The sequence below is a fragment of the Streptomyces sp. NPDC127092 genome (genome assembly GCF_042722475.1).
Classification (GTDB): Bacteria; Actinomycetota; Actinomycetes; order Streptomycetales; family Streptomycetaceae; genus Streptomyces.
Genome location: NZ_JBHXFE010000045.1, coordinates 43,040 through 68,189, shown reverse-complemented (window position 1 = coordinate 68,189; position 25,150 = coordinate 43,040). Strand labels below are relative to the sequence as shown.

Genomic DNA, 25,150 nt, shown 5'->3' with positions numbered 1-25,150 from the left:
TCGCGGGCTTTCCTCCGGGCGCTTCCTTCGTTCTTGCGTTTCCGACTCTATCAGATCTTTCCGATCCGATTTCCTCGGTGCTTTCCGGTCCCTTTCGCTTTCGCTCCGGGCCCTTCCGGCGTTTCCGACTCTATCAGATCCTTTCGGCGTCTGATTCCCAGTCAGAGGGGGTTGTCTTCCCGGCTGTTGGGCCGTTCCGACGTCTCAAACTCTAGCGGATTTCCCCGGCGACTCATAATCGAGTCTTTCGAAATGAATTTCGGCATGCCGAAATTCGTCCCGGTAGGGAGATCGTGCGGAGTTGAGGTGCCGCTACTGCGGCGGGAGTGGCTGTCGAAGAACCGTTCCGGCTCCGTGACAACTCGGAGAACACTACGCATCCCCGAGGGGCGTGTCAAGGCCTCCCTGCCCGGCCGTGAGTCCAGGTCCGTCAGTCCAGGTCCGTCAGCCGGCCGCCCGCGTCCGGCTGGGTCAGCTCCACGCGGCGGAGGAGGCGGATCAGCATCTCGCCGAGGCTGCCGCGCTCCTCCGGGGAGAGGTCCTGGAGGAGCTTCTCCTCGAAGTCCGTCGCCATGCGCATGGCCTCCAGCCACTTCTGGCGGCCCTCGTCCGTCAGCTCGACGATCACGCGCACCCGGTTGTTCTCGTCGCGGTCGCGCGTGACCAGGCCCTCTCCGGCCATGCGGTCGATGCGGTGGGTCATGGCGGCCGGCGTGAGGCCGAGCCGCTTGGCGAGCTCGCCGGGACCCAGGCGGTACGGGGCGCCGGAGAGCACCAGGGTCTTCAGGACCTCCCACTCGGCGTTGCTGATGCCGAGGTCGGCGACCTGGCGGCCGTACGCCACGTTCATCCGGCGGTTCAGCCGGCCCAGGGCGGAGACCACCTTCTCGACCTGGGGGTCGAGGTCGCGGAACTCGCGCTGGTAGGCGGCGATCTGCTCGTCGAGGCTCGGCTCCTGGGGGGCCTGGGGGCCGGACGGCTCGGGGGTGTCGGACATGCGGCGAGTATCCCACGCGGGTCGTTGGCGTTGAAGTCCTTCTATGTGTATCGTTAAGCATCGAACTTTAGTATTGAAGTCTTCAGGGTTCAGGGCTACAGCACTGAACCCGCGACCGAAGTGGGTGAGTGTGACCAAGGCGATGGGCGCCGCGATGCGCCGGATTCAGGCAGGCAGCGCGCTGAGCGCGTTCGGGCTCGGCTTCACCGTGCCGTACCTCTATGTGTACGTCGCTCAGGTGCGGCATCTGGGCGCGGGCACCGCTGGTGTCGTCCTGGCCGTCTTCGCCATGGCTGCACTCGTGGTCCTGCCCTTCAGCGGGCGCGCCATCGACCGGCGCGGGCCCGTGCCCGTGCTGCTCGTGGCCTCGCTGCTCGCCGCGCTCGGTTCGCTCGGTATGGGCCTCGCGTCCTCGGTGCCCGCCGCGATCGGTTCGGCGGCGCTCCTGGGCGCCGGTACGGCCGTGATGCAGCCGGCGCTCGCGACGATGATCGTGTGGTGCTCGACGCCGGCGACCCGCACGCGGTCCTTCGCCTGGCAGTTCTTCCTGCAGAACCTGGGTCTGGGTGTCGGCGGTCTGATCGGCGGCCAGCTGGTCGACGTGAGCCGGCCCGGGAGCTTCCTGCTGCTGTTCTCGATCCAGTCGGCGATGTTCCTGGTCCTCGCGGGAATCGTGCTGACCGTGCGGATGCCGGAGTCGGCGGTCCTCCCGGGTGCGCGGCCGGCCGCCGGCAAGGGCGGCGGCGTGCGGGCGCTGCTCGGGCACAAGGCGATGGTGCAGCTGTGCGTGCTGGGCTTCGTGCTGTTCTTCGCCTGCTACGGACAGTTCGAGTCGGGTCTCGCCGCGTACGGCACCGAGGCCGCCGGGATCGCTCCCTCGACGCTGGGCGTCGCCCTGGCGGCGAACACCGCGGTGATCGTGGCCGCGCAGTTCCTGGTGCTGAAGTTCGTCGAGCGCCGCAAGCGGACCCGCGTCATCGCCGCCGTGGGTCTGATCTGGACCGTGGCGTGGCTGTGCGCCGGGTACGCGGGCCTGGGCCACGGCAGCCAGGCGATGGCGACGGCGGCGTTCGTCTCCACGTACGCCCTGTTCGGGCTCGGTGAGGCGATGCTGTCGCCGACGGTCGCGCCGCTGGTGGCGGACCTGGCGCCGGAGTCGATGGTCGGCACGTACAACTCGGCCTTCGCCCTGGTGAAGCAGCTGGCCCTCGCGGTGGGTCCGGCGGTCGGCGGGCCCATGGGCGCCGCGCTGCACGGGCCGTACATCGTGACGTTCGTGCTGTTCTCGCTGGGCATCACCTTCCTGGCGGTCCGGCTCGGCAAGCGGCTCACGCCGGTGCAGAACCAGCCGTCGCTGGCCGTGAAGCCCTCGCGGGTGGTGGCTCAGCACCAGCCGGCGAAGGAGACCGCCGCCGCCTGACCCCGAAGGGGCCCGACCGCCACGGGCCCTTTCTTACGGATCCGATCGGATGCGAGGGATCCGGTCGGATCTCATGGATCTCATCGGATGCGACGGATCCCGTCCGTGCGGCTCAGTCCGGAAGGGCGAACTCGCACCACACCGCTTTGCCGCCGCCCGGAGTGCGGCGGCTTCCCCAGGACGAGGCGATCGTCGCGATGATCGAGATTCCGCGACCCGCCTCGTCCTCCGTTTCGGCCCGCCGTCGGCGCGGCAGATGGTCGTCCCCGTCCGTCACCTCGATGATCAGCCGGCGGTCGGTGCGCCGCAGCCGCAGCCGCATGGGCGGGGTGCCGTGCTGGAGGGAGTTCGCCACCAGCTCGCTGGTGGCGAGGACGCCCAGGTCGCGCAGCTCCACCGGGAAGCGCCAGCTGGCGAGGACGCCGGAGGCGAAGGCACGCGCGCGTGGCGCCGCTTCGACTCCGCCGAGGAGCTCCAGGGCCGCGTTGTGGAAGAGCTCTGCGTCCGCGCCCTTGCGGGACGGGTGCTGGAGGACGAGGACGGCGACGTCGTCGTCGTGCTCCGCGGTGACCCCGAGGGAGCGGAGCAGCCGGTCGCAGACGACCTGCGGGGTGCCGGTGGCTCCGGCGAGCGCGCGCTCCAGCGCGCTGACGCCCTCGTCGATGTCCTCGCGGCGCCGCTCGACGAGGCCGTCGGTGTAGAGGACGGCGGTGGAGCCGGGCGGCAGGGCGATGCTGCCGGAGGTGTGGAGCCAGCCGCCGGTGCCGAGCGGCGGGCCGGTGGGGTCCTCGGCGCGGCGGACGGTGCCGTCCTCGTCCCGCACGAGGATCGGGAGGTGGCCGGCGGAGGCGTAGACGAGCTTGCCCTCGTTGGGGTCGTGGACCGCGTAGACACAGGTGGCGATCTGGCTGGCGTCGATCTCGGCGGCGAGGCCGTCGAGCAGCTGGAGCACCTCGTGCGGCGGCAGGTCGAGACGGGCGTAGGCGCGGACGGCGGTGCGCAGCTGGCCCATGACGGCGGCGGCGCGCACGCCGCGGCCCATGACGTCGCCGATGACGAGGGCGGTGCGGCCGGCGCCGAGGGTGATGACGTCGTACCAGTCGCCGCCGACGGCGGCGTCGGTGCCGCCGGGCTGGTAGGTGGCGGCGATGCGCAGGTCGTCGGGCTGCTCCAGCTCCTGCGGGAGCAGGGAGCGCTGGAGGGTGACGGCGGTCTCGCGGTGGCGGCGCTCGCTGGCGCGGAGCCGCTCGGCCGCCTCGGCGTGGTCGGTGACGTCGGCGGCGTGGACGAGGACGCCGCCGTCGGCGAGGTGGGGGCTGTCCACGGGCAGGCAGGTGACGGTGTAGGAGCCGCCGTCCTGGGTGCGGCGGGACTTCACGGTGCGGGGCTTGCCGCTGCGCAGCACCTGGTCGAGGAGCGGGAGCAGGCCGAGCTCCTCCGCCTCGGGGCAGGTGTCGGCGACGGTGGCCCCGGCCGGGCGGGGGCCGAAGGCGGCGGCGTACGCGTCGTTGACGTACGCGATGCGGTGCTCCGGGCCGTACACGAGCGCGACCAGGCCGGGGAGGCGGCCGACGATCTCCCGCACGGTGAAGTCCTCGAGGGTGGGGCCCTCGGCGGAACCGCCCGGCCCTCCGGCCGCGTCGGCGGGCTGGTCCGGCTGCGGCCCGTACTCACCGCGGGCCGCGGGCACGGAGCCTTCGGTCCCGCGGGACGCCGCGCGGCGCTGCGTACCGGGGAGCCGGGCGCTCCAACGGGTGAAGTTCACGGATCTGTATGCCTCGTGGTGTCGTTGCCGTGCAGAGTCACTCTGTGCAGGTGTGAGCCCACCTATGGTCACACGTCCAGTGTGGACGAGTGCACTGACAGTGATGTCAGCCCGCGGGCTCGTCCGGGGACTTGTCGGGGGACGGGTCCTTCGGAGCGGGTGGTGGTGCGGCGGCGAGTTCGAATTCGGCCCGTGGGTGTTCCAGGGAGCCGAGGGAGACGATCTCGCGTTTGAACAGGCCGGACAGGGTCCATTCGGCCAGGACGCGGGCCTTGCGGTTGAACGTGGGGACCCGGCTGAGGTGGTAGGCGCGGTGCATGAACCAGGCCGGGTAGCCCTTGAGTTTGCGGCCGTAGACGTGGGCGACGCCCTTGTGGAGGCCGAGGGAGGCGACGGAGCCGGCGTAGCTGTGGGCGTAGTCCTTGAGCGGCTGTCCGCGCAGCGAGGCGGCGATGTTCTCGGCGAGCACCTTGGTCTGGCGGACGGCGTGCTGGGCGTTGGGGGCGCACGTGGTGCCGGGCTCCTCGGAGGTGAGGTCGGGGACGGCGGCGGCGTCGCCGGCGGCCCAGGCGTGTTCGACCCCGTCGACCGTGAGCCGCGCGGTGCAGACGATCCGGCCGCGTTCGTCGCGGGGCAGGTCGGTGGCGGCGACGAGCGGAGCGGGTTTGACCCCGGCGGTCCACACGACGGTACGGGTGGGCAGCCGGGTGCCGTCGCTGAGCACGGCGACGCGGTTCTCGCAGGAGTCGAGGCGGGTGCCGAGGCGGACGTCGATGTTGCGGCCGCGCAGCTCGCGGATGGCGTAGCGGCCCATCTCCTCGCCGACCTCGGGAAGGATCCGGTCGGAGGCCTCGACGAGGACCCAGCGCAGGTCCTCGGGCTTGAGGTTGTGGTAGTACCGCGCGGTGTAGCGGGCCATGTCCTCGAGTTCGGCGAGGGCCTCGACGCCCGCGTAGCCGCCGCCGACGAAGACGAAGGTGAGGGCGGCGTCGCGGATGGCGGGGTCGCGGGTGGAGGACGCGATGTCCATCTGTTCGATGACGTGGTTGCGCAGGCCGATGGCCTCTTCGACGGTCTTGAAGCCGATGCCGTGGTCGGCGAGGCCGGGGACCGGCAGGGTGCGGGAGACCGAGCCGGGCGCGATGACGAGTTCGTCGTAGCCGAGCTGGACGTTCCCGGTGCCCTCCTCCTCGGTGGCGAGGGTGGAGAGGGTCGCGGTCCGCTTGGCGTGGTCGAGGGAGTGGACCTCGCCGATGACGATCCGGCAGCGGTCGAGGACCCGGCGGAGCGGGACGACGACGTGGCGCGGGGAGATGGAGCCGGCCGCGGCCTCGGGGAGGAAGGGCTGGTACGTCATGTACGGCTCGGGCGTGACCACCGTGATCTCGGCCGTGCGGGCGCGCAGCTCCGCCTTGAGCTGCCGCTGCAGGCGCAGCGCGGTGTACATACCGACGTAGCCGCCGCCGACGACGAGGATGCGCACAGGTTCGGTCACTGTCCCATGACGCAACGCCGTCCGGGGTTTGTCCACAGGCCCGGCAAATTGTGTGACCGGAGGGGTGCGGAGGCGCGGGGTGGCGAAAGGACCGGGTGCGTGGGGAAGTCCGCAGGTCAGGGTGCAGGTGCCGGGTGGAGTGCGGGGTCGGAATCGGGAGGGTCCGGGTCCTTGCTCCGATCGGGGGGCGCACCGTACGGAACTGCCCCTTCTGAATTGACCCCGACTCAACTATGTTCGTACTTCATCGGGGTGTCGGATCGCCGCGCGTGGACCAGAGGCGCGGCCAGGTCGGGCCCTCGTGTCAGGGCGGGGAGTCTCCGGGGGGAGACATCATGAGCGGGGGAACGCTTATGCAGGTTCAGGATTCGTACGGCCAGGTGCGCACGGCGCAGCCGATGGCGAACGGGCGGTCGGCGCCGCTGCGGGTGGACGCGCAGCGCAATCTGGAGCACGTGCTGCGGGCCGCGCGCGAGGTGTTCGGCGAGCTCGGGTACGGGGCTCCGATGGAGGACGTGGCGCGTCGCGCCCGGGTCGGCGTCGGTACGGTCTACCGCCGCTTCCCCAGCAAGGACGTGCTGGTCCGGCGGATAGCCGAGGAGGAGACGGCGCGGCTCACGGAGCAGGCGCGGACCGCTCTCGGCCAGGAGGACGAGCCGTGGTCGGCGCTGTCCCGGTTCCTGCGCACCTCGGTCGCCTCGGGCGCCGGGCGTCTGCTGCCGCCGCAGGTGCTGCGGGTGGGCGTCGACGAGGTGGTGCCGCCGGCCGGTGCGCCGGACGACACGGCGCGGGTGCCGCAGCAGCGGGCTTCCGTCCCGGCGGGCGTCAACGGGGCCGCGGGGTACGGGGAGCAGGGCGAGCAGCGGGTGGTCGCGCCGCGCGCGGTGCCGGCGGCGGAGCAGGACGACGCGGGGGCCGCGGAGCTCCTGGAGGTCGTGGGCCGGCTGGTGGACCGGGCGCGGGAGGCGGGCGAGCTGCGCACCGACGTGACGGTGTCCGACGTGCTGCTCGTGATAGCCACGGCCGCGCCGGCGCTGCCGGACGCGGCCCAGCAGGCGGCGGCGTCGGCCCGGCTCCTGGACATCCTTCTGGAGGGGCTGCGCTCGCGGTAGTGCGCTGCCGCTGAGGGATGCGCGGTTCTCGATGGGCCGGATGGACCGTCGAGCATGACACGAACGGATGAGCGGTTACGCCCGGAGACGGGAAGTCGCCCCGGACGAGTGGTAAGTGGACGCGAGGGTTCGGCATGCCCGCGCTCTGTGGCAGGCTTGGCCGACGTAGGCCGATGTTCGGGTCCGAGCGTGCATACGGGGGCTTCCGCGATGAGCGGTGACAGTCGGGACGAGACGCCGGCCGCCGCCGGCACCGCGGGTTCCGGAGGTCTGCCCGCCGGGCAGGTGCCCAGCCAGGGCGGCCCGGGCGGCACCCCGTCTCCGGCTTACGGCCCGGCTCCGGCTGCCGCTTCCGCTTCCGTGCCGGCTTACGGTCCGGCTTCGGGTTCCGGTCCCACTTCGGCTCCGGCTTCCGGTGGCGCCGACGGTTCCGGTGGCGCCGACGGTTCCGGTAGCGCCGACGGTTTCGGGGCCGGTGAGGCCGGCGTGCCGCAGCAGCGCGAGGGCGGCATGCGCGGGTCGCAGCACGCCGTGGACGCCGCCGACGCCGGTTCCGTACTGCCGCCGCCGCTCGATCTGCCGCCGTCCGACGCCGAGCTGGTGCAGCGGATGCGGGAGGGCGACGACAGCGCGTACGAGGAGCTGTTCCGCCGGCACTCCGCCGCCGTCCGCCGCTACGCCCGCAGCTGCTGCCGGGACGCGGACACCGCCGACGACCTGACGGCCGAGGTCTTCGCCCGCACGCTTCAGGCGGTACGGGGCGGGGCCGGTCCCGAGCAGGCCGTCCGGGCCTATCTGCTGACGTCCGTCCGCCGGGTCGCCGCGACCTGGACCAGGACCCAGAAGCGCGAGCACCTGGTCGAGGACTTCGCGGTGTTCGCCGAGGACGCCGCCCGGGCCGCCGAGTCCTCCGACCAGAGCGCCACCTTCGGCGCGGGCCTCGACCTGGGCGCCGACGTCCTCGCCATGCACGAGGCCGAGCAGTCGCTCGCCATGCAGGCGTTCCGCTCGCTGCCCGAGCGCTGGCAGGCCGTGCTGTGGCACACCACGGTCGAGGAGGAGTCCCCGAGCGAGGTCGCGCCGCTGTTCGGTCTGACCGCGAACGCGACCGCCGTGCTCGCCAGCCGCGCCCGCGAAGGCCTCAAGCAGGCCTACCTGCAGGCCCATGTGAGCCAGTCGCTCACCGCGGGCGGCGACTGCGCCCGCTATGCCGACCGGCTCGGCGCGTTCGCGCGCGGCGGGCTGCGGATGCGGGCCGAGCGGGGACTGCGCAAGCACCTCGACGAATGCGCCAAGTGCCGGCTCGCCGCCGGTGAACTGGCGCACGTGAACGCCGGGATCCCCGCGCTGCTGCCGGTCGCCGTCATCGGCTGGTTCGCCGCCGGGTACTCGCTCAAGGCCGCCGGGATCGCCGCCGGAGGCGTCGCCGGGGCGGGCGCGGCCGGTGCCGCGGCGGCCGCCACGGGAACGACCGGCGGCACGACGGCCGGTGCCTCGTCCGCCGCCGCTGCCGAGGGCCTCGGCATTCCCGCCAAGGCGGGCATCGCGGCGGTCGCCGCCGTCGCCGCGACCGCCGGTCTGGTGTGGGCGCTGACCGGCTCCGAGCCCCAGCCGGTCGCCCAGCCCGCCGCCACGCCGTCGGCGGTCGCGCCCGTCGAGACGCCGCCGCCCGCGCCGAAGCCCAGCCCGAAGCCCACGCCGAAGCCGACGCCTCCGCCCGTACAGGCACCGCCGACGCCCGCACCCAAGCCGACGCCCAGGCCCACGCCGACGAGGAGCGCGTCGCCGAGCCCGACGCCGGCCCCGAAGCCGAAGGTCACTCCCCCACCGCCCAGGCCCACTCCGCCGAAGCCGTCCCCGACGCCGACGCCCGGGCCCGCCGTCTACCAGGTCAGCCTGCTCCAGTACGGCATCTTCGGCGACGGCACCAAGCCCGAGGTGAACCTCGCCCGGAGCAGCTGGATGTGGCAGCGCTCCGGCCTGACCATGGACGGCACCCGCTACGCCCACGGCGTGAGCGTGCACGCCCCGTCCTCGCTGCTCATCGACCTCAACCGGCAGTGCACCGGCTACGACGCGCTCGTCGGCATCGACGACATCACCGCGCCGATCGGCCCGGGCGGCGTCCGCTTCTCCGTCTACGGCGACGACGAACAGCTCTGGCGCTCACCGGTGATGCGCCGCGGCGACGCCCCCGTCCCGGTCCACGTGGCCCTCACCGGCCGCCGCACCCTGCGCCTGGTGGTCGAGGAGCACACGCCGTTCGGCAGGGCCGCGGTCGCGGACTGGGCGAACTCGCGGATCAGCTGTTCCTGAGACAGCCGCTAGCGCGTGAACGGCTCCGCGCGGGCCAGGATGTCGTCGAGCGTGAGCTCGCGGCCCTCCGCGCGGGCCGCCTCGTACGCCGCCGCGTCCAGCCCGGCGCGCGCCCGGGCCAGGACGTCCTCCGCCTCGCGCAGCTCGTCCCGGGCCCGCGGGACCTCGCCGCGCCAGCCGTCGACGGCGGTCAGGACGGCGACCGCGAGGGCGAGTTCACCGCCGAGCGAGAGCGCGGTGGCGAGGCCCTCGGCGAGAGCGGCCGTGAAGAACTCGGCGCACTGGGCGTCCCGCGCCATGCCCAGGGCCTCGACGGCCCGCGCGACGGCCACCGCCCCCGCGCCCTCGTGGGCCTCGATCCGGGCGGCGAGCCCCGTCACGAGGGCCTGGAAGTGCGGCGGCGGAGTGCTCTCGGCGATCTTGGCGCCGGCCACCTCCATGTGCGCGCGGGCGGCGGCGACGTCCCCCTCGTAGAGCGCGATCCCGGCCCGCAGGAAGCGGACGTACGTCGTGGTGTCCTGCACGTGGTAGCGCTCGGCGACCGCCGTCGCCTCGTCCAGGCTCTTGGTGGCGGCGGCCACGTCACCGAGGCGGAAGTCCAGTTCGGCGAGCCGGGCGATGAGGAACGGCGCCTCGGCGTGCGCGCCGACCTCGCGCGCCAGGCCCAGCGCCTCCTCGTACGCCTCGCGGGCCTCCGCGTGCCGCCCGCGCAGCATGTTGGCCTCGCCGGCGGCGCTGGCCACCTGGGCGCGCATCCAGCGGTCACCGACGCGTCGGGACAGCACGCGCAGCTCCGCGAGGTCGTCGTCGACGCCGGGCATGCCGCCGGGCATGTCGATGACCATGTGGGTGCGGAACATCAGCGAGACGCCCATCTCCCACTCGCCGCCGTGCCGGCGGGCGTTGGCGACGGCGAGGTCGAGGAGGTCCCGGATGGCGGCCGGCTCCTCGGTGAGGTAGGCGGTGAACGGCCACAGCAGGCCCGGGAAGCGGGCGGCCTCGGGACCGGGGTCGGTGGCGAACGCGGCCCGCACCCGGGCGACGAGCGCGAGGGTCGCCGGGTCGTCGCGCAGGGACGGGATGCTCTGGCTCTCCACGGCGAGGAAGAAGTGCAGCATGCGCAGCTGCATGCGCGGCCAGAAACGGGGATCGGCCCGGTCCTCGGGGTCGTCGCCGAGGCGCAGGGTGCGCTCGACCCAGGCCAGGCCCTCGGGGCGGTAGTTGCGCAGCCACCAGAACCAGCCCATGGCGAAGACGAGCCGGAGCGCGGCGCTCTCGTCCGGGGCGGTGACGGTGGTGCGGTGGAAGGCGGCGCGGATGTTGTCGAGGTCCCGCTCGACGCGGGCGATCCAGGGCAGCTGCTCGCCGGTCCGCAGCAGGGGTTCGGCGGTCTCGGCGAGGGCGGTGAAGTGGGCGGTGTGGGCGGCCTCGGCGGCGGCCAGGAGCTCGGGCGTCTCGGCGGCGCGCTCCACCGCGTACTCGTGGATGGTCTCCAGGAAGCGGTAGCGCATCTCGCCGTCGTCGGTCGGCGTGGCGACGACCAGGGACTTGTCCACGAGGGCGCCGAGCGTGTCGGCGGTGGAGAGGGCGCCGGGTGCCGGGTTCAGTGCCTCGGCGGCGGCGAGGTCCCAGCCGCCGGCGAAGACGGAGGCCTGCCGGAGCAGGTCGCGCTCCTCGGGCTCCAGGAGCTCCCAGGACCAGTCGACGACGGCCCGCAGGGTCTGCTGGCGGGGCAGGACGGTGCGGGAGCCCGAGGTGAGGAGGAGGAAGCGGTCGTCGAGGCGGTCGGCGATCTGGCGCGGTGTGAGCAGCCTCAGCCGGGCGGCGGCGAGCTCGATCGCGAGGGGCAGGCCGTCGAGGCGGCGGCAGATCTCGTCGACGGCCGGCAGGTCGTCCTCGGGCCGGAAGGCGGGGCGCACGGCCCGCGCGCGCTCGGCGAAGAGCCGGTGGGCGGGCGTCGGCGGGAGCGGTTCGACGGACCGGACGGCTTCGCCGGGCACGCCGAGCGGCTCCCGGCTGGTGGCGAGGATCCGCAGGCCGGGGCAGTGGGTGAGGAGGGTCTCGGCGAGTGCGGCCGCGGCGCCGATGACGTGCTCGCAGTTGTCGAGGACGAGGAGGAGCGGGCGGCGCGCGAGGTGTTCGACCAGGTGGGCGGTGGGGTTGTCCTGGAGGGGCACTCCGTCGCGGGTGATCAGGTTGGTCTCGCGGAGGCGGAGGGCGGAGAGGACGGCGCCGGGTACGGCGTCGGGGTCGTCGAGCGGGGCGAGTTCGGCGATCCAGGCGGCCGGGCCGGCGGCCCGGAGCGCCGCTTCCTCGGCGAGCCGGGTCTTTCCCGAGCCACCGGGTCCGGTGAGCGTGACGAGCCGGGAGCGGTCGAGGTCGGTGTGGAGGGCGGCCAGTTCGGGCTCGCGGCCGACGAAGGAGGTGAGGCGGGGGCGGATGTTCCCCGGCTCGGGCGCGGGAACGGCCCTCGGCTCCCGGGGCCGCTCCCCGGCGAGCAGTTCGGCGTGCAGGGCGGTGAGCTCGGGCCCGGGGTCGGTGCCGAGCGCGTCGGCGAGGGTGCGGCGGGCGTTCTCGTACGCGGCGAGGGCGTCGGCCGGGCGGCCCTCGGCGCGCAGGGCGCGGATCAGCTGGGCGTGGAAGGTCTCGTCGTACGGGTGCGTGCCGGTCAGCTCGGTCAGCTCGGGGACGAGTCCGGCGGTGGCACCGCGCCGCAGGTCGGCCTCGATCCGGCGGCGCAGCGCGGCGAGCCGCTGCGCCTCGGGGCGCACGCCCGCGGGCTCGGGCAGGTCGGCGAGCGCGGGCCCGCGGAAGAGCGCGAGGGCGCTGCGCAGGAGTGCGGCGGCGGTGTCGGGGTCGCCGGCGTCGAGGCGGGCGTCGGCGTCGCGGACGAACCGCTCGAAGACGTACAGGTCGATGTCGCCGGGCTCTGCGACGAGCCGGTAACCGCCGGGTGTCGAGGCGACGGCGTCCTTGCCGAGGACCCGGCGCAGTCGGCCGACGAGCGCCTGCAGCGCGGCCTGGGCATCGGCCGGGGGCTCGTCCCCGTACACGTCGTCCACCAGCTCCCCGGCGGACACCGACCGTCCCCCGCGCACCGCGAGGGCGGCCAGCAGCGCGCGCAGGCGGGCGCCGCCGAGGGGGAGGGGCGCGCCGTGGGGGTCGAGGGCCTCGGTGGTGCCGAGGATGAGGTACCGCACCGGATCATTGTCGCGGCTGGGGGTGGCGGGCGCCTCGGGGTTTCCGTCGGGGTTTCCCCGGAGAGGGGCGCGCGGGGGGCGCGGACGCGGTCAGAACTGGGCGGTGTCGATGGTGAGCCCGAGCGGCTCGGGAAGCGGGACGACCGTCCCCAGCTTGTGGATGGACTTGTGCGCGTAGTCGTCGCCGACGGGTTCGGAGCGGACGACGACCTCGGCCGCCTCGCGGTCGATCAGGACGTAGAGGGGGATCCGGGCGCGGGCATAGCCGCGCACCTTCTGGCCGCGGTCGCGGCCGACGGTGAGGGCGGACGTGACCTCGGCGACCAGGAGGACGGCGTCAGGCACCTGCCAGACAATCTGGTTGCGGAAGCCGCCCCTGGGCGCGAGGACGAGATCGGGCAGCACCCGACCCTCGCCCGCCGGGTCAGGCAGGGCCAGTCCGACGCCTGTGTAGGAGGTCCGTCGCCGGTCCTCGTCCCAGAGCTGCTCGACGAGCTCCGAGACAGTCGTCGCGTGGCGTCCGGTGCCGACCGGCGTCACCAAGACGTCCCCTTCGAGGAGTTCCACGCGCCAGCCGTCGGGGGATGCGGCCCTGAGCTGTTCGAAGCCCTCCAGCAGGGCTTCTCGGTCGTGGTCGGCTCCGGTCCCGGTCATCGCACACCTCCGTCACGTGCGTCGGCGCGAGGATCCCACTCTCGCGCGCGCGTGCCGACGGTTTCCCGGCCGGGTTCACCCGAAGCGGGGGCGACGCCGTGGACTCACGCCGGCAGTGACCGTGCCGAGGGGACCAGCGGCCCCGGCACCGCGCGGTGTCTCGGGGCGGCCGTGCCCGTCCAGCAGGAGCCGCGGCGGGCGAGGAGGCGGCGCAGCCAGAGTTCGGTGGAGACCAGGTCGGCGAGGCCGTCGAGGGGGACGCGGTCGCCGTCGGCGGCGGCGCGCAGGGCGCGGCGGACCACGCGGGCCTCGATCAGGCCCGCGTCGGCGAGGAGCGGCGCGTCGAACAGGGCCATGAGCTCGGGAAGTGCGGTACGCAGCCCCGCGCGCGTGGCGGCGGCCGGCACCGCCGGGTGCGGTGCGCCCCAGCCCGCCGGCAGGTCGTGGATGCCGGAGCCCGCGAGGACGGTGCGCAGGACGTTCGCGCGGGCGTCGGGCTGGACCCGCAGCGATTCGGGCAGGTCGCGGCAGGCCCGTACGACCTGGTTGTCCAGGAACGGGGCGTGCAGGCGCTGGCTGCGGATCTCCGCGGCCTGCTCCAGGACCCGGTGGTCGGCGGCCGCACGGGCGAGGGCGGCACGCGCGCGTGCCTCGCCCGGCCGCTGGACGGAGGTCGGCAGGGTCGCCGCCCGGTTCAGGCGAACCGATACTTCGGCCAGCGCCTCCCCCGTGAGCCAGCGTGCCGCGGGCCCCGGCCGGGACCAGGCGAGTGCGGCGAGCGAGGCCTCCAGGGGCCCGTAGGCCCCCGCGGGCGCCCGGTTGGCCTCCAGGACGCGGACGGCGGCCGCCTCCAGGCCGGTTCGGTACGGCGTACGGGCCAGCCGTCGCGCCGCCCGGTACACCTGGAGGGGGACGAGGAGGGCCCCGGCCGAGGGGCCGGTCGCCTTCGCGAGCGCGGTCACCGGGCGCACCAGGGAGCGGCGCCGGCGGTCCATCAGCAGGTCGGCGAGGCGCGCCGGATGGGCGTCAAGGACCTGCCGGGCGCCGAAGCCGGTGAAGTGGTCGGCGCTGCCGCCGCCGAGCCGCCTGCGGTGCCGCTCGGCCGTCACCAGAGAGGGGCCGGGTTCGTCCGTCAGCGGCCCTTCGAGCTCCGCGTACGGCAGTGCCTCCTCGCCGGCCGCGACGACCACGTGGTGCAGCCGCGGGTTCGCGGCGATCTCGCGGGCCCGGGCCAGTTCCTCCTGGCTGCCCGGCCCCGTCAGGTCGTTGAAGGTGACGGCGAGCAGCCGCTCGCCGGCCCCCGTGCCGTGGCCGAGGATCGTTCCCGGAACGCCGGGCAGTCCGGCCGCGAGCAGCGCGAGGGTGCCGGAGGCGCTGCCGCCGGACAGGTCGGCACCGATCCCGGGCGCGGGGGCGACGCCACGGGCCGCACGCCGGTCGGCGGGCCCCATGCCGGGCACGGGCCCCGGATCGGGCAGCGGCACCTCGGGCGCGTGCCGGGGCGCGGTGAGCCGGGCCCGTACGGCCTCGACCAGCGCGTCCCGGACGGCCTCCACGGCCTGGCGCGGATCCGCCTCGGGCGCGGCGACGGCGAGCGAGGCCACCGGTTCGTAGCCGGCGATCTCGCGTGAGCCCTCGCGCAGGATCAGCGCGTGCCCGGGCGGCACCCGGCGCACGCCCTCGTACGGCGTGGAGTCCCGCAGCGCCTCGGGGGTCTCGGGGCAGGCGAGCAGGGCCGCCAGGTGCCCGATGTCGAGCTGCGCCTCGGTGAGGTCGGCGAGCGGCAGGGCGGCGGTGCCGTAGGCCGTGCCGCCGGCCCACGGGGTGTGGAACACGGGTCTGGCTCCGGCGAGATCGCCGGTGACGGTGATGCGGCGGCCGACCTTCACGACGGCGGTGTAGCTGCCCGCCCACGCCGTGAGGTGCCGCAGTGCGCCCCCGCGCGCGGTGAGCAGACCGCGCCGCAGTTCCTCGTCGCTCGCGGCGCAGCAGCCGAGCACGGCGAGCCGGGTCTGCGCGTCGACGTCGACCAGGCGCACCTCGTCGGGCCGCCAGTCACCGACCGCCCACAGGGGATCCGGGTCGCCCCACAGGAGTTGCGCGCCCACCGGATGCACCGTGCGCCCCTCGGCGGGGTCGCCGACGGCGCCGGCCGAACCGGGCGGCACCGCGTGCGAGGGGCCGAAGCGCGCGGCGACACTGCTCCAGCCCACCAGCCACCGCATCGCCGCCTCCACAAAGGTCGAGTGGAGGACATGCTGCCATGACAACGGCGCACAGGGGGTGTCACGGGAGGCTTCGCGACAACGCGAATGCGCCCCTGGCATGAGCCAGTTGAGAAGCCGCGCCGAACCGCTGTCTTTCGGCCATTCTCAACTGCCCGGCGGTACGGGGTTTCCTCGGCAGTCCGGGAGGCGTTCGCCTCCCGGAGCCGTCCGCCGCCCGCGGGGAATGGGGCGACGGTGTCCCCCAGCCCACCCGGTCCGGGACATCGGTCCTCGGCCAAGTGGGCCGACCCACGCAGCACTCATGGAAGCGTCCCCCCTGGGCACGGACGAGAGCGCACGGGCGGGCGCACGGCCACACACCAGGAGCACGACGGACGGACAGCGGGGCGCCACTCATTCCATCCCACAACAATCTCGCCATACGGAACACCACCCCTTAACGGTCAGGATCCGGCGAACTACGCTGTGCTTACGAATGCCGCACGCCTATGCCCGGCGTTGTGCCCGGCGTGCGGCGGCCGTCTGGGTGTCGTGTCGAGGGGTGGCGTCATGTCCAGGGAGCAACGCGGGCCGAACGAAAAGCTCGGCACGGTTCTCGCCCTCGCGGGAATCAGCAATGCCGGGCTCGCCCGGCGCGTCAACGACCTCGGTGCACAACGGGGACTGACGCTTCGTTACGACAAGACGTCGGTGGCCCGGTGGGTGTCCAAGGGCATGGTGCCGCAGGGCGCCGCCCCGCATCTGATCGCCGCCGCGATCGGCCAGAAGCTCGGCCGGCCCGTACCGCTGCACGAGATCGGGCTCGCCGACGCCGACCCGGCGCCCGAAGTGGGGCTCGCCTTCCCGCGCGACGTCGGAGAGGCGGTCCGCTCCGCGACCGACCTGTACCGGCTGGATCTCGCCGGACGGCGGGGCGGCGGCGGCATATGGCAGTCGCTGGCCGGCTCCTTCTCCGTCAGCGCCTACGCGACCCCCGCCTCACGCTGGCTGATCACGCCCGCCGACCCGTCGGTCGAGCGGCGGACCCCGCGCCCGGCCGGCGCGGGACGCACGGGAGGCGCGGCCGACGCCGGGGACCTGGTCGGCGCGGACACAGCCGGTGCGGCCGCTGGGGCCGCTGGGGCCGCAGCGGTCGGTGCGGGAGGCACAGCGGGTGCGGCAGCCGCGGCGGCCGGAAGCAGCACGGGCTCCACGGCCGCGGGCTCGGCAAGTCCCGCCAGCACCGCGAGCACCGCCGGCACCGCGAGCACCGCGAACACGGCCGGCACCGCGAGCACCGCCGGCACCGGAAATGGCGCGAGCATCCCGAGTGCCGCCGCCGAGACCGTGGAGCACGCGCGCGTGGGGCACAGCGACGTCGCCAAGCTGCGCGAGGCGGCCGAGGACGCCCGCCGCTGGGACTCCAAGTACGGCGGCGGCGACTGGCGCTCCTCCATGGTCCCCGAGTGCTTAAGGGTCGACGCCGCGCCGCTGCTGCTCGGCTCCTACTCCGACGAGGTCGGCCGCGCCCTGTTCGGCGCGACCGCCGAGCTGACCCGCCTGGCCGGCTGGATGGCCTTCGACACCGGCCAGCAGGAGGCCGCCCAGCGCTACTACATCCAGGCGCTGCGGCTCGCCCGCGCCGCCGCCGACGTGCCCCTCGGCGGCTACGTCCTCGCCTCCATGTCGCTCCAGGCGACCTACCGGGGCTTCGCCGACGAGGGCGTCGACCTCGCCCAGGCCGCCCTCGAACGCAACCGGGGCCTCGCCACCGCCCGCACCATGTCCTTCTTCCGGCTCGTCGAGGCCCGGGCGCACGCCAAGGCGAGCGACGGGGCGGCGGCCGCCGCCGCGCTCAAGGCGGCCGAGGGCTGGCTCGAACGCTCCCGCGACGGCGACCCGGACCCGTCCTGGCTCGGCTTCTACTCGTACGACCGGTTCTGCGCCGACGCCGCCGAGTGCTACCGCGACCTGAAGCTGCCCCGCCAGGTGCGCCGCTTCACGGAGCAGGCGCTGTCACAGCCCACGGAGGAGTACGTCCGCTCCCACGGGCTGCGGCTCGTCGTGTCGGCGGTGGCCGAGCTGGAGTCCGGCAACCTGGACGCGGCCTGCGCCGCCGGCACGCGCGCGGTGGAGGTCGCCGGACGGATCTCCTCCGCCCGCACCACCGAGTACGTGCGGGACCTGCTGCACCGCCTGGAGCCGTACGGGGACGAGCCCCGGGTCATGGAGCTGCGCGAGCGGGCCCGCCCGCTGCTCGTGGCTCCGGCGTGACACGGCACGGGACGGCGTGACACACGGCGTGACACTCGTCCCACGGTGCGGTCGGTTTAGCCGGGATGTCAGTGGGCCAGTGCACTATCAGGGGTGGGAGGTGGCGCTGGTGTCCGTGTCGGACCGCTACGACTGTGACGTGCTCGTGATCGGCGGCGGAATCGTCGGTCTGTCGACCGCGTACGCGATCACGCGCGCCGCGCCGGGCACCCGGGTCACGGTCCTGGAGAAGGAGCACGCCCCGGCGCGCCACCAGACCGGGCGGAACAGCGGCGTGATCCACAGCGGGATCTACTACCGGCCCGGCTCGCTCAAGGCCCGCTTCGCCGTCGAGGGCGCGGCCGAGATGGTCAAGTTCTGCGCGGAGTACGGCATCCCCCACGAGGTCACCGGCAAGCTGATCGTCGCCACCGGGCGCGAGGAGCTGCCCCGGCTGCACGCGCTCGTGCAGCGCGGCCGGGAGAACGGGATCCCGGTGCGTGAGCTCGGCCCGGCGCAGATCAGCGAGTACGAGCCGCGGGTGCGCGGGCTGGCCGCGATCCACGTGGGCACGACGGGCATCGTCGACTACGGCGCGGTGGCGGCGAAGCTCGCCGAGGCGTCGGGAGCCCGGATCCTGTACGGCTCGGCGGTCACGACGATCGACCGGCGGCCCTGGGGCGTGGCCGTGCGCACGGCCACCGGGCGCGTGGTGCGCGGCCGGGTCCTGGTGAACTGCGCCGGACTGCACTGCGACCGGATCGCCCGGCTCGCGGGCGACGACCCGGAGATGCGGATCGTCCCCTTCCGCGGCGAGTACTACGAGCTGGCCGACCCCTCCCTGGTGCGCGGCCTGGTCTATCCGGTGCCCGACCCGGCCTTCCCGTTCCTCGGCGTCCACCTCACCCGCGGCATCGACGGCGGCGTCCACGTCGGGCCGAACGCGGTCCCGGCGCTCGCCCGCGAGGGCTACGGCTGGTCGGTCGTGCGTCCCCGCGAGCTCGCCGGCACCCTCGCGTGGCCCGGCAGCTGGGCCATCGCGCGCGCCCACTGGCGGTACGGCGCGGGCGAGCTGCACCGCTCCTTGTCCAAGCGCGCCTTCACCGAGGCCGTACGGCGCATGCTGCCGCTCGTCGAGGAGCGCGACCTGCGGCGTGCGGCACCGGGCGTGCGGGCGCAGGCGGTGCTCAGGGACGGCACGCTGGTCGACGACTTCCTGATCCGCGAGTCGGTGCGGACGGTCCACGTCCTGAACGCGCCCTCCCCGGCGGCCACGGCCTCACTGCCGATCGGCCGCGAGGTCGCGGGCCGGGCCCTGGCACTGCTGTAGCGCAGCCCCGCCGCAGCCCCGCCCCCTCGCGGCTGCGGCCCGCCTCCGCGGCCCGCCCGTCGCCGTGCCCCGCGCCGTAGAATCGGGGCATTGTGTCTGAGCAGCCTGAGAACACCCCGCACTCCGTCCCCGACGGCCCCGATGACCTCGACGGCCTCGGCGGTCCCGGCGCCCCCGGCAGCCCCGTCGGCGACGTCGCCGCGGACGACCGTCCCGTCGCGCGGCGCGGCAGCCGGATGTTCGCGCCGGGCGAGGGGCCCTCGCCGGATCCGGCAGGCGCCCACTTCGAGCGGCGGATCCGCAGCTTCCAGCCCCGCCGCAGCCGCGTCACCGCCGGGCAGGCCGAGGCCATGCTGAAGCGGTGGCCCGACTGGGGGCTCGACATCGACGGCAAGCGGGTGCTCGACCTGGACGAGATGTTCGACGGGCTGCCGGTCGTCATGGAGATCGGCTTCGGCATGGGCGAGGCCACCGCGCAGATGGCCGCCGCCGACCCCGGCACCGGCATCCTCGCCGTGGACGTCCACACGCCCGGCCAGGGCAACCTGCTCGGGCTCGCCGACCGCAACGGACTCACCAACGTCCGGGTCGCCAACGGCGACGCGATCATCCTGCTGCGCGAGATGCTGCCGCCGGAGTCCCTCGCCGGCTGCCGGGTCTTCTTCCCCGACCCCTGGCCCAAGAAGCGCCACCACAAGCGGCGGCTGATCCAGCCCGAGTTCCTGAGCCTGCTCGCGCCCCGGCTGAAGAAGGGCGGCCTGCTGCACTGCGCCACGGACTGGGAGCCGTACGCGGAGCAGATGCTGGAGGTGCTGAACGCGCACCCCGACTTCGAGAACAGCCAGGCCGACGGCGGTTACGCGCCCAGGCCCGCGTTCCGGCCGCTGACCCGCTTCGAGGGCCAGGGCCTGGACAAGGGACACGTGGTCCACGACCTGCTTTTCCACAGGCGCTGACCTCCCGTCGGGTTTTCCACAGGCTGCCGGAACTCCCTCGCCGCTGTCGGTGACGCTGGTTAGGGTCGTTCCGTGTCGTCGAATCCCATCGCCGGAGCCGGACCTGCCACCGAGCCCGGCCCCACACCCGCACAGGCGGTCGTTCCCGCGCAGGCGGCGGACCCCGCGCAGGCGGCCGTTCCCGCGCAGGCGGCGGACCCCGCCCACGCGGCCGTGCCCGCGCCCGCCCCCGTGCCCGCGCTCGAGAGCGACCAGCCGGACTTCGGTGCCGTGCCGGAGCGCTCCAAGTGGCGTTACAAGCCGCGCAAGGCCTTCTGGCGCAGCCGGCTGGTCCGGGCCGTCGCCCTGATCGCCGCGCTCGCGCTGTGCGCGCTCGCGATCCTGGCGATGGTGCGGGAGGAGACCGGCACCGAGGGCTTCCTCGTGGGCCTCGGCCTCGCCGTGCTGCCGGTGCCGCTGCTCATGGCCGCGTTCCGCTGGCTCGACCGGGTCGAGCCGGCCCCGTGGAAGAACCTGCTGTTCGCGCTCGCCTGGGGCGCGTTCGCCTCCACCCTGGTGGCGATCCTCGCCAACTCCTTCGCCGTGGAGTGGATCAGCAGCGCCACCGCAGACCCCGGCTCCGCCGAGTCCCTCGGCGCCACCGCCGTCGCGCCCGTCGTGGAGGAGACCGCCAAGGGAGCGGCGCTGCTGCTGCTCTTCCTCTTCCGCCGCAGAGACTTCACGGGCCCGGTCGACGGCCTGGTCTACGCGGGGTTCACGGCCACCGGCTTCGCCTTCACCGAGAACATCCTCTATTTGGGCAACGCCTTCGGCGAGGACCAGGAGTTCGGCGCCGGCGGCGTCGGCTCGGTCACCGTGGCCACCTTCTTCGCCCGGGTCATCATGTCCCCGTTCGCGCACCCGCTGTTCACCTCGCTCACCGGCCTCGGCCTCGGCTTCGCCGCGCTGCTCCCGGCCGCCGCCCGGTTCCGCCGCACCCGCCTCTGGCTGCTGCCGTTCGCCGGCCTGCTCCTCGCCATGGGCCTGCACGCGCTGTGGAACGGCTCGGCGACCTTCCACCCGCTGGCGTTCGTCCTCGTCTACGGGATGTTCATGGTGCCGGTCTTCGGGCTGCTCACCTGGCTCGCGATATGGAGCCGGCAGAAGGAGCTGCGCACGATATCCGGCGAGCTCCCGGCCTACGCGACGGCCGGCTGGCTCGCGCACGACGAACCGCTCGCGCTCTCCTCGATGCGGGCCCGCGCGATGGCCCGCGGCTACGCGGCCCGGACCTTCGGCAAGCCGGGCGCGCAGGCCGTCGGCGAGTACGAGGCGTTCGCGACCACCCTGGCGTTCCTGCGCCACCGCGCGCGGCGCGGGCAGGCCGCGCCGGACTTCGCGGTCCGCGAGCAGGAGCTGCTGCACCACCTGTGGCAGCGCCGGCGGGTGGCCTCGCCCGCGCTGACGTACGCGGCCCGGGCGACCGGCCGGGTGTGGGTGCCGCCGCAGTACCTGGACTACGGCGGCTACAACCCGTACCGCGGCTAGCGACCCCGCACCGACCGGACCGCCACGCGCGAGCCCTGGACCGCCCCCGGGCAGGCCCGGATCAGGCGGCGGGTGCCTCGGAGGCCTCCGTGAGCGTGGCGAGTTCCGCCTCCGTCAGGGTCAGGTCGGCCACCGCGACCAGCGCGGGAAGCTGCTCGACCGTGCGGGCCGAGGCGATCGGGGCGGCGACCGTCGGACGGGAGGCCAGCCAGGCGAGGGCCACGGTGGCGGGCTCGGCGTCGTGCGCCGCGGCGACCGCGTCGAGCGCCGCGAGCACCTTCCGGCCGCGCTCGGTCTCCAGGTGCTTGCCGGCGCCCGCGGCGCGGACGCTGGAGACGGTGGCGCCGGGGCGGTACTTGCCGGTCAGGAAGCCGGCGGCGAGCCCGTAGTACGGCACGGCCGCGAGCCCGGCCTGCGCGGCGGTGTCGAGGAGCGGACCCTCGTAGGTCTCGCGGGACACCAGGTTGTACTGGGGCTGCAGGGCGACGTAACGGGCGAGGCCCTCGGCCTCGGCGAAGTCGAGGGAGGCGCGCAGCCGCTCCGGGGAGATGTTGGAGGCGGCGACGGCCCGCACCTTGCCGTCCTTCACCAGCTGGTCGAGGGCGGTGACGATCTCCTCCACCGGCACCGACTCGTCGTCGAAGTGCGTGTAGTAGAGGTCGATGTGGTCGGTGCCGAGGCGGCGCAGCGACTCCTCGGCGGCGGCCTTGATGGTGGTGGCGCTCAGGCCCTTGTACTGCGGGTGGGCACCGACCTTGGTGGCGACGAGGATGTCGGAGCGGTTGCCGCGGGAGGCGAGCCAGCGGCCGATGACGGTCTCGGACTCGCCGCCCTCGTTGCCCTCGGCCCAGGCCGAGTAGACGTCCGCGGTGTCGACGAAGTTGCCGCCGGCGGCGGCGTAGGCGTCGAGGACGGCGAAGGACTGCGCCTCGTCGGCGCTCCAGCCGAAGACGTTGCCGCCGAGGGCGAGCGGGAAGACGTGCAGGTCGGAGGTGCCCAGCTGGCGAAGAGAGGTCATGGGTCGGTCAACCTCCCGCACCACCGGGCCTATTCCGGCGATGCGGAAGGATCACTGGGACCAGACGGTCCACGCGGTCACGCGGTCACGCGGTCACGCGGGTATCCGACCCCGCGCGTCAGACGCTCAGGCCCTTGGAGTTCAGCCACGCCGCCGGGTCGATGCCGTCGCCGGACGGGGTGTGCACCTCGAGGTGGAGGTGGGGGCCGGTGACGTTGCCGGTGGCGCCGACGCGGCCGATGGTCTCGCCGGTGCCGACGGACTGGCCGGCGCCGACGGTCATCGACGAGAGGTGGCAGTACCAGACCTCGGTGCCGTCCTCCAGCTGCAGGACGATGCGGTAGCCGTACGCGCCGGACCAGCCGGCGGACTGCACGGTGCCGCCGTGGACGGCCTTGACCGGGGTGCCGGTGGGAGCGGCGAAGTCCAGGCCGGTGTGGTAGCCGGAGGACCACATCGAGCCGGCCTGGCCGTAGGTCGAGGTGATCGTGTACGAGGAGGTCGGCAGCGCGTAGCTGGCGGCGAGCTGGGCGAGGCGCTCGGCCTCGGCCTTGGCCGCGGCCTCCTCCTCGGCCTTCCGCTTGGCCTCGGCGGCCGCCTTCTCCGCCGCGTCGGCCTTGGCCTCGGCCTCCGCCGCCGCCTTCTCGGCCGCGGCCTTCTCCGCCGCTTCCTTGGCGGCGGCGTCGGCGGCGGCCTGCTGCTGCTCGGCCTGCTGAAGGATGCGGGCGCGCAGCGCCTCGCCGGCGTCGGTCGACGTCTTGGTCTCGGTCCGCGCGTCCGCGCCGGCGCCCTGGTCGGCGGCGGTGGTGTAGGTGAGCGCGGTGAGCGGCTGGGCGTTGTTGCCGGCGGTGTCCGCGGCGCCCTTGTCCTCGGCGTCCGAGCCGATCAGGTCGCCGACGCCCGGCAGTTCGGAGGCGTCGGGCAGGTTCAGGTCCGGAAGCGCTATCGAGACCGGGGGCTTCTGCTGGGCGGTGGCCAGGCCGCCGGCGCCGACGGCGGCGATGACGCCGACACCGAGCACGGTGGAGGAACGGGCGAAGTTGGAGCGCTGCTTGACGACGCGGTGGCGTCCGCCGGAGCGGGTCCGGTCCCGCAGGGAGTCCTCGGTGGGGTTCCACTCCTCCGCGGCCCCGTCCAGGGCGCCCGCCGCGCCGGGGGCGTCGTAGGAGGTGAAGGGGGCTTGCGGAGCCGGGGTGTTGGACGCCACGGAGGCGCTCTCCTTTCCTTCCTTCTCGCCTACCGGGTTAGCTGACGGGTTCGGAGCAGGAAGGTCTCCTACGGGCCGTGCCGCACGGGTCACACGAGTCGGACGAGTGCGGTGGGGCCCGATTCACCCCAAGTGGTGGTTCCCCGGTTCCCTTGCGGGATTCGGCGCGCGCGCACGGTGCCGTCTCTTGCGACGGCTGGGACGACCGCGCTGCGTTATCGAACGTTAATAGACACGGCCGCCCGATTCCAAGCCGTTCCTCTTGATCATTAGCTGAATTGAGAGGGCATCGCCCGATTTGACCCCCACTCAGAAACACGTCAGCAGCAAACCCCCGATCTGACGTTACGTCAATTGTTATCGGAGGGACACCCACCGACTACGGCCGGTCACCGCCCGCCCGGAGGTCGCGGCGAGACGGCCTCCGGCCGCTGCGGCCCGCCCCGTCCGGCGGTACCACCGGCATCGTCCGCCGCCGCTCCGGCTGCCCCGCCGCCCGGCGGCTCACCGCCAGCAGCGCCATGTCGTCCGTCGTGCCCCCGTCCGTGTGCCGGCGCACGTCCGCCACCAGCGCGTCGAGCAGCTCGTCCGGCCCCGGGAAGATCCGCCCCGCCAGCCGCTCGGCAGGGTCGTAGAACACCCCTGCCGCGTCCCGCGCCTCCGACAGGCCGTCCGTGTGGAACAGCAGCGTCGCGCCCTGCGGATACGGCGTCACGTCCGCCCGGTCCGGTCCCCCGCCCAGATCCCCCATGCCCAGCGGCAGCGCGGCCTCGCTCGGCCGCAGCGGCTCCACACCACCGTCGGCGTGCAGCAGCAACGGCTCGGGATGGCCCCGGTTGACCACCCGCACCACCCGGTCGCCGCCCGGGATCTCGGCGAGCACCGCCGTCGTGAAGCCCTCGAACGCGTCCAGGCCCGCGCGCCGCGCGCCCTCCCGCGCCAGCGCCCTCTCCAGGCGCGCCGCCACGCCCTCCAGCGTCGACTCCTGCTCGGCCGCCTCCCGGAAGGCGCCGATGATCACCGCCACCGCCTCCACCGCGTCGAGGCCCTTGCCCCGCACGTCGCCCACCACGAGCCGCACCCCGTGCGGGGTGTCCTGCACCGCGAACAGGTCGCCGCCGATGAACGCGTCCGCCTGCGCCGCCTCGTACCGGGCCGCGATCTGCAGCCCGCCGATCCGCTCGGGCGGCGTGGGCAGCACCGCCTTCTGCGCCGTCTCGGCGATCACCCTCGCGGACGCGAGCCGTTGCCCGCTGCGCCGCGCCACCCGGTTGATCAGCACGGCGAGCGCCGAGACCGTGACGACCGTCAGCACCTCCGTCAACGCCGGGATCGTGTCCGCCGTCCCGTTGTAGAAGTGCAGTCCGATGCTCGCGAGGACCGCGGCGAGCCCCGTGAGCAGCGTCGTCAGCGTGGAGAAGAACGGGGCCGCGATCAGCGGCGCCGCCGAGTACAGCGGCGCCGCCGAGTAGGTGGGCGGCGTGGCCACGTCGTACACCACGCCACCCAGGATCAGCAGCGGAGGCAGGGCCCGCAGGAAGCGCCGGGCACCGCGGTACGGGCTCGCGCCGCCGCCCGGGCCCTCACCGTCCGCCCCGCCGGCCGCCGCTGCTCGCCGCACCTGTGCTCTCCTGCCCGGTCGGTCGGCCGGCCCGTCCGTCCGACCGCGGCGGCGGACCGTACCGCGCCCACC

Annotated in this window: 16 protein-coding genes and 1 riboswitch; of the genes, 7 read left to right on the top strand and 9 right to left on the bottom strand. The window is 74.3% G+C overall.

The window, feature by feature from the left end; genetic code table 11:
- Window positions 1–430 precede the first annotated feature (430 nt).
- Window positions 431–997 (bottom strand): MarR family winged helix-turn-helix transcriptional regulator, encoded by a 567-nt coding sequence (locus ACFWJO_RS30275; protein ID WP_386870218.1) that lies wholly within the window; start codon window positions 995–997, stop codon window positions 431–433.
- 142 nt (window positions 998–1,139) lie between these two features.
- Between ACFWJO_RS30275 and ACFWJO_RS30270 the strand changes: the two genes are divergently transcribed.
- A complete protein-coding gene (locus ACFWJO_RS30270; protein ID WP_386870222.1) occupies window positions 1,140–2,417 on the top strand; it encodes an MFS transporter in 1,278 nt (425 codons plus the stop codon).
- Window positions 2,418–2,529: 112 nt separating this feature from the next.
- On the opposite strand, the gene ACFWJO_RS30265 is transcribed toward ACFWJO_RS30270, so the two are convergent.
- Both ACFWJO_RS30265 and ACFWJO_RS30260 read right to left on the bottom strand, forming a co-directional pair.
- On the bottom strand, window positions 2,530–4,182 hold the full coding sequence (locus ACFWJO_RS30265) for a SpoIIE family protein phosphatase (RefSeq protein ID WP_384407307.1): 1,653 nt from the start codon (window positions 4,180–4,182) through the stop codon (window positions 2,530–2,532).
- 106 nt (window positions 4,183–4,288) lie between these two features.
- On the bottom strand, window positions 4,289–5,677 hold the full coding sequence (locus ACFWJO_RS30260) for an NAD(P)/FAD-dependent oxidoreductase (protein WP_386870216.1): 1,389 nt from the start codon (window positions 5,675–5,677) through the stop codon (window positions 4,289–4,291).
- A gap of 353 nt (window positions 5,678–6,030) precedes the next feature.
- Between ACFWJO_RS30260 and ACFWJO_RS30255 the strand changes: the two genes are divergently transcribed.
- Window positions 6,031–6,789 (top strand): TetR/AcrR family transcriptional regulator, encoded by a 759-nt coding sequence (locus ACFWJO_RS30255; protein ID WP_386870214.1) that lies wholly within the window; start codon window positions 6,031–6,033, stop codon window positions 6,787–6,789.
- A 210-nt stretch (window positions 6,790–6,999) separates the two neighbouring features.
- Entirely contained in the window at window positions 7,000–9,105 is a 2,106-nt protein-coding gene (locus tag ACFWJO_RS30250; protein ID WP_386870212.1) for a sigma-70 family RNA polymerase sigma factor, read from the top strand.
- Window positions 9,106–9,113: 8 nt separating this feature from the next.
- Here ACFWJO_RS30250 and ACFWJO_RS30245 read toward each other — a convergent pair whose 3' ends face one another.
- From ACFWJO_RS30245 to ACFWJO_RS30235, 3 genes are all read right to left on the bottom strand, one after another.
- Window positions 9,114–12,305 carry an ATP-binding protein gene (locus tag ACFWJO_RS30245; RefSeq protein ID WP_386870210.1) on the bottom strand — a complete coding sequence of 1,064 codons (3,192 nt, stop codon included), beginning with the start codon at window positions 12,303–12,305 and terminating at the stop codon, window positions 9,114–9,116.
- Between the two features lie 90 nt (window positions 12,306–12,395).
- Entirely contained in the window at window positions 12,396–12,959 is a 564-nt protein-coding gene (locus tag ACFWJO_RS30240; RefSeq protein ID WP_386870208.1) for a Uma2 family endonuclease, read from the bottom strand.
- A 104-nt stretch (window positions 12,960–13,063) separates the two neighbouring features.
- Complete coding sequence (locus tag ACFWJO_RS30235; protein ID WP_386870206.1) at window positions 13,064–15,184, bottom strand: asparagine synthase-related protein; 2,121 nt, start codon at window positions 15,182–15,184, stop codon at window positions 13,064–13,066.
- Between the two features lie 552 nt (window positions 15,185–15,736).
- On the opposite strand from ACFWJO_RS30235, the gene ACFWJO_RS30230 reads away from it, so the two are divergent.
- From ACFWJO_RS30230 to ACFWJO_RS30215, 4 genes are all read left to right on the top strand, one after another.
- Window positions 15,737–17,440, top strand: a complete 1,704-nt coding sequence (locus ACFWJO_RS30230) for a sporulation protein (protein WP_386870204.1) — start codon at window positions 15,737–15,739, stop codon at window positions 17,438–17,440.
- A gap of 109 nt (window positions 17,441–17,549) precedes the next feature.
- The gene (lhgO, locus tag ACFWJO_RS30225) at window positions 17,550–18,749 is read left to right on the top strand and encodes an L-2-hydroxyglutarate oxidase (protein ID WP_386870202.1); all 1,200 of its coding nucleotides are present in this window, start codon (window positions 17,550–17,552) and stop codon (window positions 18,747–18,749) included.
- 92 nt (window positions 18,750–18,841) lie between these two features.
- Window positions 18,842–19,705, top strand: coding sequence for a tRNA (guanosine(46)-N7)-methyltransferase TrmB (gene trmB, locus ACFWJO_RS30220; protein WP_386870200.1), 864 nt, complete (start codon window positions 18,842–18,844; stop codon window positions 19,703–19,705).
- 213 nt (window positions 19,706–19,918) lie between these two features.
- On the top strand, window positions 19,919–21,232 hold the full coding sequence (locus ACFWJO_RS30215) for a PrsW family intramembrane metalloprotease (protein WP_386870220.1): 1,314 nt from the start codon (window positions 19,919–19,921) through the stop codon (window positions 21,230–21,232).
- Between the two features lie 61 nt (window positions 21,233–21,293).
- On the opposite strand, the gene ACFWJO_RS30210 is transcribed toward ACFWJO_RS30215, so the two are convergent.
- From ACFWJO_RS30210 to ACFWJO_RS30200, 3 genes are all read right to left on the bottom strand, one after another.
- Window positions 21,294–22,250: an aldo/keto reductase gene (locus ACFWJO_RS30210; RefSeq protein WP_386870198.1), complete on the bottom strand. Its 957-nt coding sequence runs from the start codon at window positions 22,248–22,250 to the stop codon at window positions 21,294–21,296.
- 118 nt (window positions 22,251–22,368) lie between these two features.
- The gene (locus tag ACFWJO_RS30205) at window positions 22,369–23,457 is read right to left on the bottom strand and encodes a M23 family metallopeptidase (RefSeq protein ID WP_386870196.1); all 1,089 of its coding nucleotides are present in this window, start codon (window positions 23,455–23,457) and stop codon (window positions 22,369–22,371) included.
- 11 nt (window positions 23,458–23,468) lie between these two features.
- Window positions 23,469–23,634, bottom strand: a riboswitch (cyclic di-AMP (ydaO/yuaA leader).
- A 202-nt stretch (window positions 23,635–23,836) separates the two neighbouring features.
- Entirely contained in the window at window positions 23,837–25,078 is a 1,242-nt protein-coding gene (locus ACFWJO_RS30200; RefSeq protein WP_386870194.1) for a PP2C family protein-serine/threonine phosphatase, read from the bottom strand.
- Window positions 25,079–25,150 lie beyond the last annotated feature (72 nt).